Annotated in this window: 14 protein-coding genes; 6 read left to right on the forward strand and 8 right to left on the reverse strand. The window is 71.7% G+C overall.

What is annotated here, in order from left to right:
• Positions 1–15 precede the first annotated feature (15 nt).
• From ACTJJP_RS04995 to ACTJJP_RS05005, 3 genes are all read right to left on the reverse strand, one after another.
• A complete protein-coding gene (locus tag ACTJJP_RS04995) occupies positions 16–1149 on the reverse strand; it encodes a 5-(carboxyamino)imidazole ribonucleotide synthase (RefSeq protein WP_440773918.1) in 1134 nt (377 codons plus the stop codon).
• Positions 1150–1473: 324 nt separating this feature from the next.
• Positions 1474–2028 (reverse strand): PH domain-containing protein, encoded by a 555-nt coding sequence (locus ACTJJP_RS05000; protein WP_440773919.1) that lies wholly within the window; start codon positions 2026–2028, stop codon positions 1474–1476.
• Between the two features lie 65 nt (positions 2029–2093).
• Positions 2094–2876: a biotin--[acetyl-CoA-carboxylase] ligase gene (locus ACTJJP_RS05005; protein ID WP_440773920.1), complete on the reverse strand. Its 783-nt coding sequence runs from the start codon at positions 2874–2876 to the stop codon at positions 2094–2096.
• Positions 2877–3033: 157 nt separating this feature from the next.
• Here ACTJJP_RS05005 and ACTJJP_RS05010 point away from each other — a divergent pair, with 157 nt between their 5' ends.
• Both ACTJJP_RS05010 and ACTJJP_RS05015 read left to right on the forward strand, forming a co-directional pair.
• Complete coding sequence (locus ACTJJP_RS05010; protein ID WP_440773921.1) at positions 3034–4623, forward strand: acyl-CoA carboxylase subunit beta; 1590 nt, start codon at positions 3034–3036, stop codon at positions 4621–4623.
• Positions 4620–4856, forward strand: coding sequence for an acyl-CoA carboxylase subunit epsilon (locus tag ACTJJP_RS05015; RefSeq protein WP_440773922.1), 237 nt, complete (start codon positions 4620–4622; stop codon positions 4854–4856). The genes ACTJJP_RS05010 and ACTJJP_RS05015 overlap by 4 nt, the downstream gene beginning before the upstream one ends.
• 264 nt (positions 4857–5120) lie before the next feature.
• Here ACTJJP_RS05015 and ACTJJP_RS05020 read toward each other — a convergent pair whose 3' ends face one another.
• From ACTJJP_RS05020 to ACTJJP_RS05035, 4 genes are read right to left on the reverse strand one after another with little or no spacing between them, the layout of a single operon-like run.
• Positions 5121–6155, reverse strand: coding sequence for a hypothetical protein (locus ACTJJP_RS05020; RefSeq protein WP_440773923.1), 1035 nt, complete (start codon positions 6153–6155; stop codon positions 5121–5123).
• Entirely contained in the window at positions 6152–7408 is a 1257-nt protein-coding gene (locus tag ACTJJP_RS05025) for a sensor histidine kinase (protein WP_440773924.1), read from the reverse strand. The genes ACTJJP_RS05020 and ACTJJP_RS05025 overlap by 4 nt, the downstream gene beginning before the upstream one ends.
• Positions 7401–8069 (reverse strand): response regulator transcription factor, encoded by a 669-nt coding sequence (locus ACTJJP_RS05030; RefSeq protein WP_440773925.1) that lies wholly within the window; start codon positions 8067–8069, stop codon positions 7401–7403. Before ACTJJP_RS05030 ends, ACTJJP_RS05025 begins: the two co-directional genes overlap by 8 nt.
• 56 nt (positions 8070–8125) lie before the next feature.
• Positions 8126–9385: a class I SAM-dependent RNA methyltransferase gene (locus ACTJJP_RS05035; RefSeq protein ID WP_440773926.1), complete on the reverse strand. Its 1260-nt coding sequence runs from the start codon at positions 9383–9385 to the stop codon at positions 8126–8128.
• Between the two features lie 181 nt (positions 9386–9566).
• Here ACTJJP_RS05035 and ACTJJP_RS05040 point away from each other — a divergent pair, with 181 nt between their 5' ends.
• Both ACTJJP_RS05040 and ACTJJP_RS05045 read left to right on the forward strand, forming a co-directional pair.
• A complete protein-coding gene (locus ACTJJP_RS05040) occupies positions 9567–10214 on the forward strand; it encodes a Maf family protein (protein WP_440773927.1) in 648 nt (215 codons plus the stop codon).
• 77 nt (positions 10215–10291) lie between these two features.
• Entirely contained in the window at positions 10292–12058 is a 1767-nt protein-coding gene (locus ACTJJP_RS05045; RefSeq protein WP_440773928.1) for an ATP-binding protein, read from the forward strand.
• A 1060-nt stretch (positions 12059–13118) separates the two neighbouring features.
• On the opposite strand, the gene ACTJJP_RS05050 is transcribed toward ACTJJP_RS05045, so the two are convergent.
• Positions 13119–14579 carry an NAD(P)H-quinone dehydrogenase gene (locus ACTJJP_RS05050; RefSeq protein WP_440773929.1) on the reverse strand — a complete coding sequence of 487 codons (1461 nt, stop codon included), beginning with the start codon at positions 14577–14579 and terminating at the stop codon, positions 13119–13121.
• 113 nt (positions 14580–14692) lie between these two features.
• On the opposite strand from ACTJJP_RS05050, the gene ACTJJP_RS05055 reads away from it, so the two are divergent.
• Both ACTJJP_RS05055 and ACTJJP_RS05060 read left to right on the forward strand, forming a co-directional pair.
• On the forward strand, positions 14693–15526 hold the full coding sequence (locus tag ACTJJP_RS05055; RefSeq protein WP_440773930.1) for a purine-nucleoside phosphorylase: 834 nt from the start codon (positions 14693–14695) through the stop codon (positions 15524–15526).
• Positions 15527–15579: 53 nt separating this feature from the next.
• Positions 15580–17301: a phospho-sugar mutase gene (locus ACTJJP_RS05060; RefSeq protein ID WP_440774158.1), complete on the forward strand. Its 1722-nt coding sequence runs from the start codon at positions 15580–15582 to the stop codon at positions 17299–17301.
• Positions 17302–17416: the final 115 nt, after the last annotated feature.

The raw sequence follows: 17416 nt of genomic DNA on the forward strand, positions 1-17416 counted from the left end.
CGGCACGCGACACGATCAGTCGAAGAACGACGCAGCCCCCCGCGCTTCGTACACGACGTCGTCGAGGTCGTCGCCCACGACGTTCACGTGCCCGACCTTGCGACCGGGGCGCGGCGCCTTGCCGTAGGTGTGGATCTTGGCCGAGGGATGCGCGGCCATGGCCGCGGGGAACCGTTCGGCCAAGCCGCCCTCGGCGGGGCCGCCCAAAACGTTGATCATGACCGCCCACGGGGCGACGGCATCCGTCGAGCCGAGGGGCAGATCGAGGACGGCGCGCAGGTGCTGCTCGAACTGGCTGGTGACGGCGCCGTCCTGCGTCCAGTGGCCGCTGTTGTGGGGGCGCATGGCGAGCTCGTTGATGAGGATGCGCTGGTCGGTCGTCTCGAACAGCTCCACCGCGAGCATGCCGGTGACCCCGAGCCCCTCGGCCACGGCGACGCCGATCTCGGCGGCGACGCGCTGCACGCGCTCGTCGGCACGCGGTGCCGGGGCGATCACCTCGGCGCACACACCCCCGCGCTGCACGGTCTCGACGATCGGGTAGGCCCGCACGTCTCCCGACGGGCGGCGTGCCACCTGCTGCGCCAGTTCGCGGGTGAAGTCGACCAGCTCTTCGACGAGCAGCGCCCCACCGCCGGCGTCTTCGGCGAGAGCCGTGAACCAGTCGTCGGCCTCGGTCGCGGCCGACACGACGCGCACGCCCTTGCCGTCGTACCCCCCGCGCGGGGTCTTGACCACGGCGCGACCGCCGTGGGCGTCGAGGAAGTCCTGCAGTTCGGCGGCGTCGGTCACGGCGGCCCAGTCGGGCTGCGGCAGACCGAGTTCGGCCATCCGCGCACGCATGACGAGCTTGTCCTGCGCGACGCCGAGGGGAGCCGGGCCGGGGTGCACCGCCACACCGGCGTCGACGAGGGCGGCGAGCACGTCCTGCGGCACGTGTTCGTGGTCGAAGGTGATGACGTCGACGTCGCGCGCGAACGCCAGCACGGTGTCGGCGTCGCGGTAGTCGCCGACGGCGGTCGCGGCGAGCGCCGCGGACATGCCCTCACCCTCCGCGAGCACACGGATCTCGACGCCGAGCTCGACGGCGGGCGCGATCATCATCCGCGCCAACTGTCCGCCACCGACCACTCCGACTCGCAGCGCCATGCCGCTCCCTCCGTCGGCATCCATTCTGTCGGCATGGCCGCGGGGGCGCGAGCCGGGAGGGATGCGCGCCGGCCGCTCCCCCGACACAACGCAGGAGTTTCCTGCGCGCCCGGGCCGGCTGGGCCGAGACGCCGGCCCTCACCCGGCTGTCTTCCTGCGTTCTGTCGGCGGCGACCGGGGAGAGGGTCGAGCCTGCCGGCACGCCTAGGCGGACACAACGCAGGAGATGTGTGTCTGCGCACCGCGGCATGAGCCGTTGTCACGGCTGCGCGGAGCGCAACTCCTGCGTTGTGTCCTCGTCGGGGGCGTCGACCGACGCGTGGGTCAGAAGCCGACGGAGCCCGAGCCGAACGTCTGCGAGTCGCGGTGGGCGAGGATCTGGTTCACCTCGACCTGATCGACGAGGGTCTCGTGCACCAGGACCGCGTTCGGGACGTTCTTCAGTCGCAGCGCGGGTTCCACGCCGTTGGACAGCGTCAGTGTTCCCGCGCCCCACATGCGCTGCAGGATGCCGCGACGCAGCTGGATCGCGTAGCCGCGCACGTGCGAGATCTCGCGGCGATTCGCGCCGAAAGGTCCGGAGCGCTCGATCACGCGCCTCGTCGTGATCGTCCACGTGCGCGAGAGCCAGAAGAGGAAGGGGATCACGACCAGCAGCAGCACGAGGCCGCCCGCCGTCGTCAACAGCATCCAGTTCTCGTACGGGGCCGGCAGGTTGTCGTAGAAGTACGCCGTCGCCCCCGATACGCCGATCAGCACGAGCGCCGACCAGAACAGTCGCCGGGCGTGCGACCGCAGCCGCGCGATGCGCAGTTCCGGCGCGGCCGCTCCCGGTGCCGGCATCCGCGGGCGTCCGAGCGGGGTCGAGGGCTGACTCACCCTCCCATTGTGCGGCGTGAGGCGGACGGAAGCTTCGTGCCACGCGGGGTGGCGGGCGGGGCGCGTCAGCGCACGTGGACGACGTCCCCGGCCGACACGACCGTCTCGATCGTGCCCACCTCGACGACCAGACGGCCGTCGGCATCGAGCCGGACGGCCGTGCCCTGCAGCGTCGACCCGTCGGGGAGCGACACCGACACCTCGCGGCCGACCGTGGCGCACAGCTTCTCGATCTCGCCGTGCACGCGCTCCCCGTCGTCGTGGGCCAGGCGGGCCAGGGTCTTGCCGAGGTCGTCGACGTAGTCGGCGAGCAGCCGGTCGTCGTCGCACGCGGCGCCGATGGCTGCGAACGACGTCGCCGTGGCCACGGGGAGGTCGGCGCGGCTCATCCGGGTGTTCACCCCCGCCCCCACCACCACGGTGTCGGCGTCACCGGGAACGACCTCGGCGAGGATGCCGCAGATCTTGCCCCCGTCCACGAGCACGTCGTTCGGCCACTTCAGCTCCGCCGTCGCGCCATGGCCGGTGAGCTGATGCCGCACCGCGCGGGTCATCGCGGCACCCGCGGCGAGCGGGATCCACCCCCGCAGGGCCGGCGGGATCATCGTGGCGTCCACCACGACCGAGACGGCGAGCGCCGTTCCGGCCGGGGCGGTCCACGTGCGGTCGAGGCGTCCGCGGCCCGCGCGCTGGTCGTCGGTGACGAGCAGCGCAAGATGCGGCCAGCCCGCGGGGTCGGCGACGACCGCGGCGACGACGTCGGCGTTGGTGGAGTCGGTGGTCTCGACGACCTGGACACGGGGGCTGTGGGCGGCGGTCAGCGGGTATCCGGCGGCGGGGATCGGCATGCCCACACCCTAGGGAACGCTCGAGCGAGGTGGCATCCACTTGCCCGGATCGTCTCGGAGGCGTACGCCGACGCTGGTCGGATGTCACAGCCTCTCCGGCTCTGGCTTGTGCGCACCCTCCAACGTGGGCGACGGTGCGGTCGCTAGGGTGGGAAGGGTGACCGACCAGCCCGATCTCTACACGACCGCCGGCAAGATCGCCGACCTGCGCAACAGGTTCCAGGAAGCGGTCGTCGACGCCGAAACCGCCGCGCGCACCAAGCAGCACGCCAAGGGCAAGCTCACCGCCCGCGAGCGTCTCGAGATGCTGGTCGACCCGGGCTCGTTCGTCGAACTCGACGAGTACGTGCGCCACCGCACCACCGCCTTCGGCATGGACAAGTCCCGCCCCTACGGCGACTCCGTCGTCACGGGCACCGGCACCATCCACGGCCGCACCGTCGCGGTGTACGCGCAGGACTTCTCGACCTTCGGCGGTTCGCTCGGCGAGGTCGCCGGCGACAAGATCATCAAGGTCATGGAGCTGGCGCTGCGCAGCGGCATCCCGATCATCGGCATCCTCGACTCCGGCGGCGCGCGCATCCAGGAGGGTGTGGTCGCCCTCGGCAAGTACGGCGAGATCTTCCGCCTGAACACCGCCGCGTCGGGCGTCATCCCGCAGCTCTCGATCATCATGGGCCCGGCCGCCGGCGGAGCGGTGTACTCCCCCGCCCTCACCGACTTCGTCATCATGGTCGACAAGACCAGCCAGATGTTCGTCACCGGCCCCGACGTGATCAAGACCGTCACCGGCGAAGACGTGGGCATGGAGGAGCTCGGCGGAGCCCACACCCACAACACCCGCTCCGGCGTCGCGCACTACCTCGCCGACGACGAGGACGACGCGATCGACTACGCCCGCGGGCTGATCGGGTACCTCCCCGACAACAACCTCGCCGAGATCCCCGTCTACGACACCCCGTTCGAGTTCGAGACGACCGACGCCGACCGCGCTCTGAACACCGTCATCCCCGACTCCCCCAACCAGCCCTACGACATCCACACCGTCATCGACGGGATCGTGGATGCCGGAGAGTTCCTCGAGGTGCAGCCGCTGTTCGCGCCGAACATCGTGATCGGCTTCGGCCGCATCGAAGGCCGCACGGTGGGCATCATCGCCAACCAGCCCTCGCAGATGGCCGGCACCCTCAACATCGACGCGGGTGAGAAGGCCAGCCGCTTCGTGCGCTTCTGCGACGCGTTCTCGATCCCCATCGTCACGCTCGTCGACGTGCCCGGCTACCTCCCCGGCACCGACCAGGAGTGGACCGGCGTCATCCGCCGCGGAGCGAAACTGCTCTACGCGTACGCCGAGGCCACCGTGCCGCTGGTCACCGTGATCCTGCGCAAGGCCTACGGCGGCGCGTACATCGTCATGGGCTCCAAGCAGCTCGGCGCCGACATCAACCTCGCCTGGCCCACGGCCGAGATCGCGGTCATGGGCGGTCAGGGCGCGGTCAACATCCTCTACCGCGGCGAGATCAAGCGGGCCGAGGAGGCCGGCGAAGACGTCGCGGCCGTGCGCACGCGCCTCGCCAACGAATACACCTACAACGTGGCATCCCCGTTCCTGGCCGCCGAGCGCGGCGAACTCGACGGGATCATCGAGCCCGCGCAGACGCGCGTATCGATCGCGAAGGCCCTGCGAGCCCTCCGCAACAAGCGGGCGAGCCTGCCGGCCAAGAAGCACGGGAACATCCCGCTGTGAGCGACGCGGACGACGCCCGGGACATTCCGCCGGTCGTGGTGGAAGTGGTGCGCGGTGCGCCCACCGAGGAAGAGCTGGCCGCGGCGATCGTCGTGGTCAGCGAGGAGTACGCCCGCGAAGCCGCGAGCGCGACCGTGCCCGACGACATCGTCCGTTCGCGGTGGGAGCTCCACGCCCGTGGCCTGCGCACGCCGCTGAACCGTGCGGCGGGGTGGAACGGCTTCACCGGCTGAGACCCGCGCGCCGTGTCCCCCGAAATACCTACAGACGGCGGGACGCACGACGCGAATACTGGAGGAGCTGGAACGCATCATGCGTTCGGTCGGTCCGCTCTTCGAGCCGGATCCGGCCTTGCGGGCGGTTTTCGGGTAACCGTTCGCCAGGGGTGAGGGGTCGGCGTATCGCCGCCCCTCACCCCTCATCTTTTCGGGGACCTCGACGGCGCGTGGCGTGCGGGCACCCCATTCGGGCGGCGGGCCGACGGGCGCGACGGCGGCTCAGCGCGGGCGGCGGATCTCGCGCCAGAGATCGACGTTGTCGTCGTCGCCGGCCGCGGTGTCACCGCTGGAGCGCCCCACGACGGTGACGGCGATCTGCTCGTCAGGAGACGTGCGGATGATCACGCGCTCCGACACCGACTCGCGCAGGATGCTCGCGAGCTCCCGCCGCACCTCGGCGAGCTCACGCGCATCGAGGCCGTCGAGACCTCCCTCGTCGAACAGGCTGATGGCCGCTCCGCGGCAACGCGCGGCGTCGAGCTCGGCGCGCACCTCGTCGTCGAGCAGACGGTTGCCGCGCAGCTCGTCTCGCAGCCGCGCCTCGGCTCGACGTGCCGCCGCCTTATCGGAGGGACGCAGATTGCCGCCGTTCTCGATGGTGAGCGACAGGATCGGACCCGCCGTCTGCAGAGCACGCTGCACGTGCAGGCGACGCTCCCGCTGGCGCCCGCTCTGCGACGCCTGCCACGCCGACGCCGCCTGCTGCAGTTCGGCGAGCCGCTCGGCATCCGTCGCCGCCCGATCGAGCGCGAAGACGACCAACTGCGCTGCGGCCACCCAGACGATCGAGCCGATCAGGCCGAGGCTCATCGCCTGCACGGGCCCGAGCCACAGCGACGTCGACAGCGTGAGCACCGCGATCCCCGTCCAAGCGGCGACGGGCCGCCGGCGCGCCATGACGATCATCATGAGGGCGCCGATGGCCCCGATGACCCACGTCACGAACGGCTCGGTGCGCCCGTCCTCGGTCACGGCGAGGAACGTCGCATTCGAGACGAACACCGCCACGACCAGTGCGAGCACGACCTGCCATGCCGGTGCGCGCGGCGGAGCCGCGGCCGGAGCCGGGCTCGGGCGGTCGCGGACGCCGAGAGCGAAGATCCACAACAGCGTCACCGGCAGATAGGCGACCAGGGCGGCGACGATCAGCCAGCCGCGCACGACAGTGTCGGGCGAGGTCCAGATCAGCCCACGGGCGGCGAGGTACGCGGTGAGGGCGACACCGAGGAACGACAGGATGGCGCGGACGGTCACCAGCGGTCCCCGCTCTCCCACTCGAGGGTCACCATGGTGCCCCCCGCGTGCGAGTCGATGTCACTGCGACCGCCCACCGCGGCGAGGCGGGCATGGATCGACCCGCGGATGCCGAGGCGGTCGGGCGCCACCGAGGTGATATCGAAACCCGGTCCCGTGTCCCGCACGCGCAGCGTCACCCCGCCCGGCGATGCCGACCCGATCAGCTGCACCGTGAGTCCCTGCGCGTCGGCGTGCTGAACGGCGTTCGCGACGGCCTGGAGCGCGGCGAGCACGAGCGCCCGCGCCACGCGTCCCGGCACGCGAGGGGTGTCGTCGTCGAGCTGACGGATGACGCTCAACCCCACCCCCAGTTCCTTCGCGGCCGCCTCGATGTCGTCGGCGAGGCGCGACGCGGGGACGGGCTCGTCGCTGCCCTCCTGAGCGTCTTTCTCGGCGTTGGCCAGACGGGTCAGCGCCTCGCGCGCCATGCTGACGGCGAGCGTGCGCTCGCGGGGGGTCGAGGCGCGTTCGGCGGCGAGCAGAGCCCCCAGCACGCTGTCGTGCATGAGGGCGGCCACCGCCACCCGCTCGGACTCGGTCGCCGCCGTCGCCGCAGCGGAGGCGTAGCTGGCAACGGCCGCCGCGCGCGCCTGGTCGACGTTCGCGGCGACGGACCGGTACATCCAGCCGAGCGTGAGCAGCACGCTGCCGAGGATGAGCGCGAACGAGACGTCGAGCGCGACCGGCACGATGAAATCCGCCGCGTACCCCGCCTGGAGCAGGCGGACGACGCCGTAGAGGACCGGAGTCGCGATCGTCCACGCGACCTGCACGCCGATCGGGAACGCGACGATGCTCGCCACCGTCGCTACGTTCACCAGGAAGAACACCCACGGGTCCTGGGTGGCCGTCGGCGCGGGTCCCGCGGCCGTCGCCCACGGCCACAGCGCGAGGGTCACGACGAACACGATCGCGAAGATCCCCGCGAAGACCCTCGTGAACCGGCCGAGGAGGCACGCCAGGATCATCGCCGTCAGCGGTACGAAGACGATGACGACGAGCGGCACGTGCCAATCGGCCGCCTCGTCGGGCGATCCCAGGGCCGCCGCGAGGGCCTGCGCGCCGAGGACGAGGGAGCCGCATCCGACGATCAGGGTGATGACCCGCTCGATGCGTGTCTGCGTGAAGGAACCCTGATCGGCCTGCGTCTCGCGCGTGTGGGGAATGCGCCCCCACGCCTCGTCGAGAACCGACCTCCGGATGTCAGCCATGCGGCGCAGCGCCGTCGGGAGCATCGTGCAGGATGCCGTCTTCCATCGCGCGTCGGAGCAGATCGACCTTCGTCGGGGCGGGTCGACCCACCTCGACGTACTTCACCCGCACTCGGGTGATGTTCTCCTTGGCGGTGGAGTAGGCCACGCCGAGTCGCTCGGCCACGGCCTTCAGCGGAAGACCGGCGGCGTACAGTCGCAACACCTCGCGCTCGCGGGCCGACAGCTGGGCATCGGCGAACTCGCGGTCGCCCTCCACGGCACTGGCCCACTCGACGTTGTCGATCAGCTCGCCGCGCGCGACGGCGACGATGGCTCCGAGCACCTCGTGCGTCGGTGACGATTTGCTGACGATACCCGCGGCTCCCGCGGCGAGCGCTTCGCGCACGGCGGCGGGGCGGTCGGCGACGCTATGGATGATGACGCTCGAGCCGTCGCGGACGACGCGGTCGACGTTCTCCGACACGGTCGTGCCGTCGCCGAGGGTCAGATCGAGGACGACGACATCGGCCGGCGACGCCACGGCGGCCCGCCGCCAGGTGAGGTAGGCGGCGACGTTGGCACCCGAGAAGACGACCTCGGTCGACGCGGTGCGCGCGAGGGCCGCCTCCAGCCCGAGTCGAACCGACTCGTGGTCATCGATGAGAGCGACTTTGGTCATCCTCACATCGTATCCACGCCGCCCCCGCCGGTGCGGGAGAACGAGGACCCCCGGCCTCAGCGACGCAGGACCGCGACGGCCTCGACATGGTGCGAGTTCGGGAACAGGTCGATCCCGCGGATACCGTCGTGCGCCCGATAACCGAGCTCGGAGAAGGTCGCGAGGTCGCGCGCGAGGGCGACCGGGTCGCAGGCGACGTACACCACCGCCGACGGCGATAGCGCCGCGATGCCCTCGACGACCTGCGCCCCGGCCCCGGCGCGGGGCGGGTCGAGCAGGATGACGCCGCGAGCTAGGCGCTCGCGCTCGCGCTCGGACGCGTCGGCCGCCAGACGACCGATGTAACGGTCGACGCGCGCGGTCTCGGCACGCGCACCGACCCAGTCGACGAGGTTCTCACCGGCGTGCTCCGTCGCTAGGGGATCGGACTCCACGCTGACAACCCGTGTGCTCGGCCCGCCCAGCTCGCCGAGGGTCGCGGCGAACAGACCGACGCCTCCGTAGAGGTCGAGGTGCGTCGCCTCCGGGTCGAGACCGCCGACCGATGCCGTGAGCTCGCTCGACACGACGGAGGTCAAGGTGCGCGCGGCGAGCCGGTGCACCTGCCAGAACCCGCTCGCATCGACGCGGAACACGCGGTCGCCGACGCGTTCCTCCAAGACCTCGGGCGCTCCGCTCGGACGCGATCCGTCCGGACGCGGCAGGACGCGCACGCGTCCATCGGCCGGCTGCACGAGGTCGATACGGCCGGGTCGCGCTCCGGCGCCCAGCTCGGCGGCCGCGCGCGCGACGGCGTCGGTCGCCAACGGCAGGTCGGGCGTCTCGACGACGTGATGCGTGCGGGCGGCGTACGCGCCGACACGACCGTCGGCGTCGACGTGCAGGCTGACCCGCGTGCGCCAGCCGGTGCCGTCAGCCGATTCGCCCTGCTCTGCGGTACCCGCGGCACGCACGTCGACCGACAGCTCCAGTCGGCCGACCCGTTCGATCGCCTCGCGGACGACCCGCTCCTTCAGCCCGCGCTGGTGGGCGAGCTCGATGTGGCCGAACTCCGCTCCGCCGACGCGGTGACCGGGGTCGACGTCGATGCCCGCGGCGTTCCAGACGTGAGGTCGCCGCTCGGGTGCCGCCTCGAGCACCTCGACGGCGTCGGCGCGCCAGAACGCCTTCTTGCGGGTGTCGGTGAGCCGCGCGCGGATGCGCTCCCCCGGCAGGGTGTCGGGGACGAACACCACGCGTCCCTCGTGCCGCCCGACGAAGACACCGCCGTGGGCGATGCCGGTGATGTCGAGTTCGATGAGGTCGCCGTCGTGCATCCCCCGAGCCTGACACATCCGACCCGGGAGACCGTCGGGTGCGGACGCGCCGACCGAACGATCGAGGACCCCGAGCCGCATCGGACGACGACGGCTTCGCAAGTCTGAGCCACCTCCGACCCTCCCCCGGCGCGCCCGGGCATCCGCCGACGTCGCGGCCCGACATCGGTAGCGTTGTCGCATGCGCGCGTGCTTGGCATCCACTTCTCCCGCCCGTCTCATGCTGCTGCGGCAAGCGGGCATCGAGCCCGAAGCGCGCGCTCCGCAGGTCGACGAGGAGGCCGTCATCGCCGAGGTCGAAGCGGCCGAGGGGCGGCGACTCCCCGCGGCGGAGCACGTGCTCCTGCTCGCGAGGCGCAAGGCCGACGACGTGGCCCGGCGCCTGCGCGCCGAGGACCGCGGGTTCGACGGCTTCGTCATCGGGGGCGATTCGATGTTCGAACTCGGCGATGAGATCCTCGGCAAGCCCTACACCCCCGAGGTCGCCACCGAGCGGTGGCGGCAGATGCGCGGGCGCACCGGCATCCTGCACTCGGGTCACAGCGTGTTCCGCCTCTCCCCCGGCGCCGAACCCGTCGAAGCGCACGCGGTCGCCGAGGCATCGGTGACCTTCGCATCCGACGTGGACGACCGCGAGATCGCGGCCTACGTCGCGAGCGGCGAGCCGTTGCTCGTGGCGGGCGCCTTCACCGTCGACAGCCTCGGCGGGGCGTTCATCGAACGGGTGGAGGGCGACCCCTCCACGGTGGTCGGGATGTCGCTGTCGACGGTCCGTCGGCTCGTGCGGGAGCTCGGGGGTTCGTGGACCGACCTGTGGAATCGTTCGTAGACTCCCGCACACGTTTTCTGACCTTTCTTGTGGAGTGGGGTCAAAAGGCGGGGGTGGCCCCTCGATAGGCTGGGAGGATGCCGAAGATCGCCAAGGTCCTTGTCGCCAACCGCGGCGAGATCGCCGTCCGTGTCATCCGCGCCGCCCGTGACTCGGGTAAGGCCTCCGTCGCCGTCTACGCCGATCAAGACCGCGACGCCCTGCACACACGCCTGGCCGACGAGGCATACGCCCTCGACGGCGCCACCAGCGCCGACACCTACCTGTCCATCGAGAAGATCCTCTCGGTCGCTCGCCGCGCCGGCGCCGACGCGGTGCACCCCGGGTACGGCTTCCTCGCCGAGAACGCCGATTTCGCCCGCGCGGTGATCTCCGCGGGGCTGGTGTGGATCGGCCCCTCCCCCGACGCGATCGAGGCCCTCGGCGACAAGGTCACCGCTCGCCACGTCGCCGAGAAGGTCGGAGCGCCGCTCGCCCCCGGCACTCCCGGCCCCGTCTCCGGCGCCGACGAGGTCATCGCCTTCGCCGAGCAGGTGGGCCTTCCCATCGCCATCAAAGCCGCGTACGGCGGCGGCGGGCGCGGCCTCAAGGTGGCGCGCGAACTCGGCGAGGTCGCCGAGATGTTCGAGTCGGCGACCCGCGAGGCCGTCGCCGCGTTCGGCCGCGGTGAGTGCTTCGTCGAGAAGTACCTCGACAAGCCCCGCCACGTCGAGACCCAGTGCCTCGCGGATGCCGCGGGCAACGTCGTCGTCGTGTCGACCCGCGACTGCTCGCTGCAGCGCCGTCACCAGAAGCTCGTCGAGGAGGCACCGGCGCCGTTCCTCAGCGACGAGCAGAATGCCGTGCTGTACTCGGCATCCAAGGCCATCCTCAAGGAGGTCGGCTACGTCGGTGCGGGCACGTGCGAGTTCCTCATCGGCGCCGACGGCACCATCTCGTTCCTCGAGGTGAATACGCGCCTCCAGGTCGAGCACCCCGTCTCCGAAGAAGTGACCGGCCTCGACCTCGTGCGCGAGCAGTTCCGTCTCGCCGAGGGCGAAGAGCTCGGGTACGACGACCCTGCTCCCGTCGGCCACTCCATCGAGTTCCGCATCAATGGCGAGGACCCCGGCCGAGGCTTCCTCCCCCAGCCCGGCCCCATCCACGTCTTCAAGACGTTCGGCGGCCCCGGCATCCGCCTCGACTCCGGCGTCACGGCAGGCGACAGCGTCTCGGGCGCGTTCGACTCGCTGCTGGCGAAGATCATCGTCACCGGCCGTGACCGCGCCGAGGCGCTCGAGCGCTCGCGCCGTGCACTCGACGAGTTCGAGGTGTCCGGCATGCCCACCGTGCTCCCCTTCCACCGGAAGGTCGTGCGCGACCCCGCCTTCACCGCCGAGAACGGCGACTTCGGCGTCTTCACGCGCTGGATCGAGACGGAGTTCGTCAACGACATCCCCGCGTGGGACGGCGAACCCGAGGCCCCCGCAGTGGTCCCCGGTCGCCACACGGTGGTCGTCGAGGTCGGCGGCAAGCGCCTCGAGGTCAGCCTGCCCGATCGCATCACGGCCGCGGCTCCCGCCGTCGGCCGCCCGGTGGCCGCCCCGCCGTCGCGCCGCTCGCACGCGGCCTCACCCTCGGCCGGCGCCACCGGAGACGCGGTGAAATCGCCCATGCAGGCGACGATCGTCAAGGTCGCCGTCGAGGAGGGCCAGCAGGTCGTCAAGGGCGACCTCGTGGTCGTGCTCGAGGCGATGAAGATGGAGCAGCCGATCCAGGCGCACAAGGACGGAACGATCGGCGGGATCGACGCCACCGCCGGCACGACGGTATCGGCCGGTCACCAGCTGCTGCTGATCACCTGACGTCGGGGTGACACGTCCGGCGCCGCGTCCTTTCGGGGGCGCGGCGCCGTCGTTGGTTGCGGCGCGGCTCGGGCTTCGCCCGGTGTGCGGCGGACGGCGTGAGGCGTGCGGCGTGAGGTGTGCGGCGTGAGGTGGGCGGCGTGCGGCGTGCGGCGTGAGAAACGGCATCCGCGCGAAGAAACGCCCCGATAACGCGTGTGCTCCCGCAGAACGCGTTTCTCGCGAAGAAGCTGGCACGAAGCTCACCGGACCACGCGCCCAAGGGCACAAGGCCACCGGACTCGGCGGCGCGTTGACGGCGACGACGGCGCGAGAAACGGCATCCGCGCGAAGAAACGTCCCGACAACGCGTGTGCTCCCGCAGAACGCGTTCCTCGCGAAGAAGCCGGCACGAAGCTCACCGGACCAAGTGCACAAGTACGCAGGGCCACCGGCCGCGACGAGGAGGGCGGCGGCGCCCGCGCGAGAAACGGCATCCGCACGAAGAAACGCCCCTACAGCGCGTGTGCTCCCGCAGAACGCGTTTCTCGCGAAGAAACTGGCACGAAGCTCACCGGACCACGCGCCTAAGGGCACAAGGCCACCGGACTCGGCGGCGCGTTGACGGCGACGACGGCGCGAGAAACGGCATGCGCGCGAAGAAACGTCCCGACAGCGCGTGTGCTCCCGCAGAACGCGTTCCTCGCGAAGAAGCCGGCACGAAGCTCACCCGACCAAGTGCCCAAGTACGCATGGCCACCGGCCGCGACGAGGAGGGCGGCGGCGCCCGCGCGAGAAACGGCATCCGCGCGAAGAAACGCCCCTACAGCGCGTTTACTCCCGCAGAACGCGTTTCTCGCGCGAACGAACGCCCCCACCCGACGCCTCCTCCCGCGGAGCGCGCTTGCCGCACGACGGAACGCCCCGACACGACGCCTCCTCCGCGGAGCGCGCTTGCCGCACGACGGAACGCCCCCGACACGACGCTTCCGTCCGCGGAACGCGTCTCTCGCGCGACGGACACGGGCGGCGCCGGGGCGGCGGGGGAAGGGGATGCCGGGGGCGCCGGCATCCGGACGGCTCAGTCCTCGCCGGGATCGTCGCGGTCGACGATGTGCATCGCGCGGGCGGCGTCGGTGATGCTCGAGGTCAGCGACGGATACACCGCGAAGACGCGGGCGACCTGGTCGACGGTGAGGCGACGCTCCACGGCGATCGCGATCGGGTAGATGAGCTCCGACGCCTTGGGGCCGACGATCACCCCGCCCATGACGGTGCCGCTGCCCTCACGGGCGATGAGCTTGACGAAGCCGTCGGTGATGCCCTGCATCTTCGCGCGCGGGTTGGCCGAGAGCGGGAGCTTGCGCACCTTGCCGGCGATGCGACCCTCGGTGACGTCCTGCTCGCTGAAACCGACGGTGGCGATCTCGGGTGCGGTGAAGATGTTCGCCGTGATACGACGCGTCTCGAGCGGGATGACGATGTCGCCGAGCGCGTGGAAGATCGCCTGGCGCCCCTGCATCGAGGCGACGGATGCCAGAGGATAGAAGTTCGTGCAATCGCCCGCGGCGTAGATGTTCGGCACCGAGGTGCGGGCTACGCGGTTCACGCGGATGTGACCCGAGGCCGTCATCTGCACACCCGCCTCCTCGAGCCCCAGGCCGGCGGTGTTGGGGATCGATCCCACCGCCATGAGGCAGTGGCTGCCCTCGATCGTGCGACCGTCGGCGAGCGTCACCACGACGCCGTCGCCGGTGTTCACGACCGAATCGGCGCGTGCCTTCGACAGCAGGGTCATGCCGCCGCGCTGGAAGACGCGCTCGAGGACGGCCGCGGCATCCTGGTCTTCACCCGGGAGCACCTGATCGCGGCTGGAGACGAGCGTGACCTTCGCGCCGAGGTTCATGTAGGCCGAGGCGAACTCCGCGCCCGTGACGCCCGAGCCGACGACGATCAGGTGCGAGGGGACGGACTTCATGTTGTAGAGCTGCGTCCACGTGAGGATGCGCTCGCCGTCGGGCTGCGCCGAGGGGAGCTCTCGCGGCGAGGCGCCGACCGAGACGACGAGGGTCTCGGCCTCGACGCGATCGAAATCGGTGCCGCCGGCCTCGGTCGAGACGACCACGGCACCGGATCCGTCGAGACGGCCGTGGCCGGAGATGATCCGCACCCCCGCGTCGAGGAGGGAGGAGCGCATGTCGTCGGACTGCTGCCGGGCGAGCGAGAGCAAGCGCTGGTTGACGGCGGCGAGGTTGATCGCGACCTCGGGGGTCAGGGGCTTGCCGCGGTCGTCCTTGGCGAACAACTGCACGCCCAGGCTGCTGGCGTTGCGGATGGCCACGGCGGCGTCGGCCGTGGCGATGAGGGTCTTCGAGGGGACCACGTCGGTGATGACGGCGGAGCCGCCGACGCCCGCACGCTCCACGAGGGTGACGTCGGCGCCGAGCTGCGCGGCCGACAGGGCCGCCTCGTACCCGCCGGGGCCGCCGCCGACGATCGCGACGGACTGCTTGCGCTCGAAGCTCTGCACCATGGCATCCATTCTGTCAGCGCGGCGGCCCGCGCCGACCCCGCCGGGCGCGGCGTCCGACACGACACGCGGCGCGAGTGGGTCGCCGTCTGGCCCGCGGGGCCCGCAGTTTCTAGAGTGGGGGGATGTCCCACAGCATCTCTCACCCGCTCGACGACCCGGCGATCGACCCCTTCGAGGTCGCCGCGACCGCGGCGGCCGACATCGCGCGCCTCTCGGGCGTCGCGCACCATGACATCGCCGTGACCCTCGGCTCGGGCTGGGGGCGCGCCGCCGAGCTCATCGGGGAGGAGACGGCGTCGTTCCCCGCCACCGAGGTCACCGGCTTCTCGAAGCCCGCCCTCGAGGGGCACGTCGGCACGCTCCGCAGCGTCCGCACCCCGGGCGGGAAGAACGTCCTCGTCATCGGCGCGCGCACGCACTACTACGAGGGCCACGGCGTGCGCCGGGTCGTGCACAGCGTGCGCACCGCCGCCGCGACGGGCGCCCGCACGATGATCCTGACGAACGGCGCCGGTGGCATCCGCGAGACGTGGAAGCCCGGCCAACCCGTGCTGATCAGCGACCACATCAACCTCACGGCCGACTCGCCGCTCGAGGGCGCGACGTTCATCGACCTGACCGACCTCTACTCGAAGCGTCTCCGCGACGTCGCGCGGTCGATCGACCCCTCGCTCGACGAGGGCGTCTACACGCAGTTCCGCGGCCCGCACTACGAGACGCCGGCCGAGGTGCAGATGGCCAAGGCCATCGGCGGCCACATCGTCGGCATGTCGACCGCCCTCGAGGCGATCGCCGCACGCCAGGCGGGCATGGAGATCCTCGGCTTCTCGCTGATCACGAACCTGGCCGCCGGCATCCAGAAGACCCCGCTCAGCCACGAAGAGGTGCTCGAGGCCGGTCGAGACGCCGAGCCCGTCATCTCGGCGCTGCTCGCCCGCGTGATCGGCGCGCTGTGAGCGAGAACCCCTCCGGCGTCGCCGGCACGTTCGCGGATGCGGCCCGCGCGTGGATGGCGCAGGATCCGGATGCCGTGACCCGCGACGAGCTGTCGGCTCTGCTCGCGCGCGTGGAGGACGGGGATGCCGCGGCGGCCGACGACCTCGCCGATCGCTTCCGCACGCGCCTGGCGTTCGGCACAGCGGGCCTCCGCGGCGCGCTCGGCGCCGGCCCCAATCGCATGAACCGGGTGCTCGTCGCCCAGGCCGCGGCCGGTTTCGCCGCTTTCCTGGGCGAACGCGCCGGATCGACGGCCCCGACCGTCGTCATCGGCTACGACGGTCGGCGCAACTCCGACGTGTTCGCGCGCGACTCGGCCGAGATCTTCGCGGGGGCCGGGCTGAATGCCGTACTGCTCCCGCGGATGCTGCCGACCCCCGTGCTCGCCTTCGCGGTGCGCCACCTCGGCGCCGACGCCGGCGTCATGGTCACCGCCAGCCACAACCCGCCCGACGACAACGGCTACAAGGTCTACCTCGGCGGCGCCGACGAGGGCGCGCAGATCGTTTCCCCCGCCGACGCCGAGATCGCCGCCCACATCCAGCGCATCGCCGACGCGGGGAATGTGAGCGTGCTCCCCCGCTCGGTCGGCTATGCCAACGCCCCCGAGTCGCTCGTCGACGCCTACATCGCGGCCACCGCCGCGATCGCCCCGGCACCCGCGGGCGCTGAGGGCCTGCGCTGGGTCTACACCGCGATGCACGGCGTGGGATGGGAGACCGTCTCGCGGGTGCTCGCCGCTGCCGGCTACCCCGCGCCCACGCGGGTGGAGGCGCAGATCGACCCCGACGGGCGCTTCCCCACCGTCGCCTTCCCCAACCCGGAGGAACCGGGCGCGATGGACCTCGCCTTCGAGACGGCGCGCACCTCGGACGCCGAGCTCGTCATCGCCAACGATCCGGATGCCGACCGCCTCGCCGTCGCCATCCCCGACGCCGACGCCGACGGCGGCTGGCGCCGACTCACCGGCAACGAGATCGGACTGCTGCTCGGGTGGCGCGCCGCTCGGGAAGCCGCCGCCGCGCTCCACGCTTCCACGCCCGACGGTTCGGCGCGCGACGGCGTGTCCGGCGACGGCTCGTCGGAGGGCGCATCGGACGCGGATGCCGGAGCCCCGGCATCCCTCGCCTGCTCGCTCGTGTCGTCGCCCGGGCTCCAGGCGGTCGCCGAGCACTACGGTCTCGCCTTCCACTCCACTCTCACGGGCTTCAAGTGGATCTCGCGGGCGCCGGGGATCGTGTTCGGCTTCGAGGAGGCCCTCGGCTACCTCGTGAACCCTCGCACCGTCCGCGACAAGGACGGCATCTCCGCCGCCGTCGCGATGCTCGGCATGGCCGCCGAGGCACGGGGGCAGGGGCGCACGGTCGCCGACCTGCTGCAGGAGTTCCGCGACACGTTCGGCGCGTTCGCGAGCGACCAGATCTCGATCCGGGTCAGCGACGTGAGTGAGATCGCCGGGATCATGGCCTCCCTCCGCGCTCAGCCGCCCACGACCGTCGGCGGCGCCGCGGTCACGCGGATCGACGACCTGCTCACCGGCGTCGACGATCTGCCGCCGGGCGATGTGCTGCGCCTGTGGCTCGACGGCGGATCCCGCCTCATCGTGCGTCCGAGCGGCACCGAACCGAAGCTCAAGCTGTACCTCGACGTGCGCGGCTCCTCGGCCAAGAAGGCCCGCCGCCGCCTCGAGGCGCTTCGCGCGGGTGCGGAGGAGTTGCTCGCCGGGGTGCGCTGACCGCGGCGGGCGGCACCGCGGCGGCGACCCTCCGGCACCGGGGCGGCGACCCTCCGGCACCGGCGTAGGCGGGCGCGCGCGCGGGGCTTTCCGCACTCGCCCGGCGGGCGGGCGG

The organism is Microbacterium sp. 22296 (genome assembly GCF_052045385.1).
Classification (GTDB): Bacteria; Actinomycetota; Actinomycetes; order Actinomycetales; family Microbacteriaceae; genus Microbacterium.